Origin of the sequence: Pseudovibrio denitrificans JCM 12308 (assembly GCF_001310815.1) — a bacterium.
GTDB lineage: Bacteria > Pseudomonadota > Alphaproteobacteria > Rhizobiales > Stappiaceae > Pseudovibrio > Pseudovibrio denitrificans.
The window spans coordinates 1-630 of the sequence record NZ_BAZK01000088.1; the positions used below are offsets into that span (position 1 = coordinate 1).

Here is a 630-nt window from a genome sequence, read left to right on the forward strand (position 1 = left end):
CTGAATGACATCGCCTTCCCCATGGCCTGCAGCAAAGTCTTCAATTACATCACGGTCAAAGCTGGTGCCTTCAAAGACAAAGGTGTCATTGCCTTTGCCGCCATAAAGGCGATCATTCCCTGCAGCACCATTCAAAGTATCATTACCGCCATAGCCCCACAACGTGTTGTTGGCACCATTACCGGTGAGCTTATCGGCATACTTGTCACTGCCCATGGCACCTTCAATGGAGACATAGGTGTCGCCTGCTGCATCGCCTGTGTTTTGGCTTGGATCTGCAAGATTGATGGTCAGAGCATGCTTGGACCAGCGATAGCGAGCGACATCAAATCCAGATCCGCCATCAAGGTAGTCTGCTCCAGAGCCATAGGCATTGAGCGTATCATTGCCACCAAGACCGTAGAGTTTGTCGGTACCCCCATGAGCATAAAGTCCGTTGTTGCCCGCGTTGCCGGTCAAAACGTCATTATGGTTGGAGCCAAGAATGTTCTCAATATTGATCAGTGTATCGCCGGCAGCATCGCCGCCGCTTGTGCTTCCTGTGTTCAGGTTGACGATCACTCCAGCTGGTGAGCTGTTGTAACGCGCCGCATCAGTATTGGCGCCACCATCCAATGTATCGGCTCCTGC

The 630-nt window shown here is 52.2% G+C and carries 1 protein-coding gene; it reads right to left on the bottom strand.

All coding sequences use genetic code 11. The annotated features are described in order from the left end of the window. On the bottom strand, positions 1-615 hold a 615-nt coding region (locus JCM12308_RS27550), incomplete at its 3' end, for a calcium-binding protein (protein WP_280138439.1). Positions 616-630 lie beyond the last annotated feature (15 nt).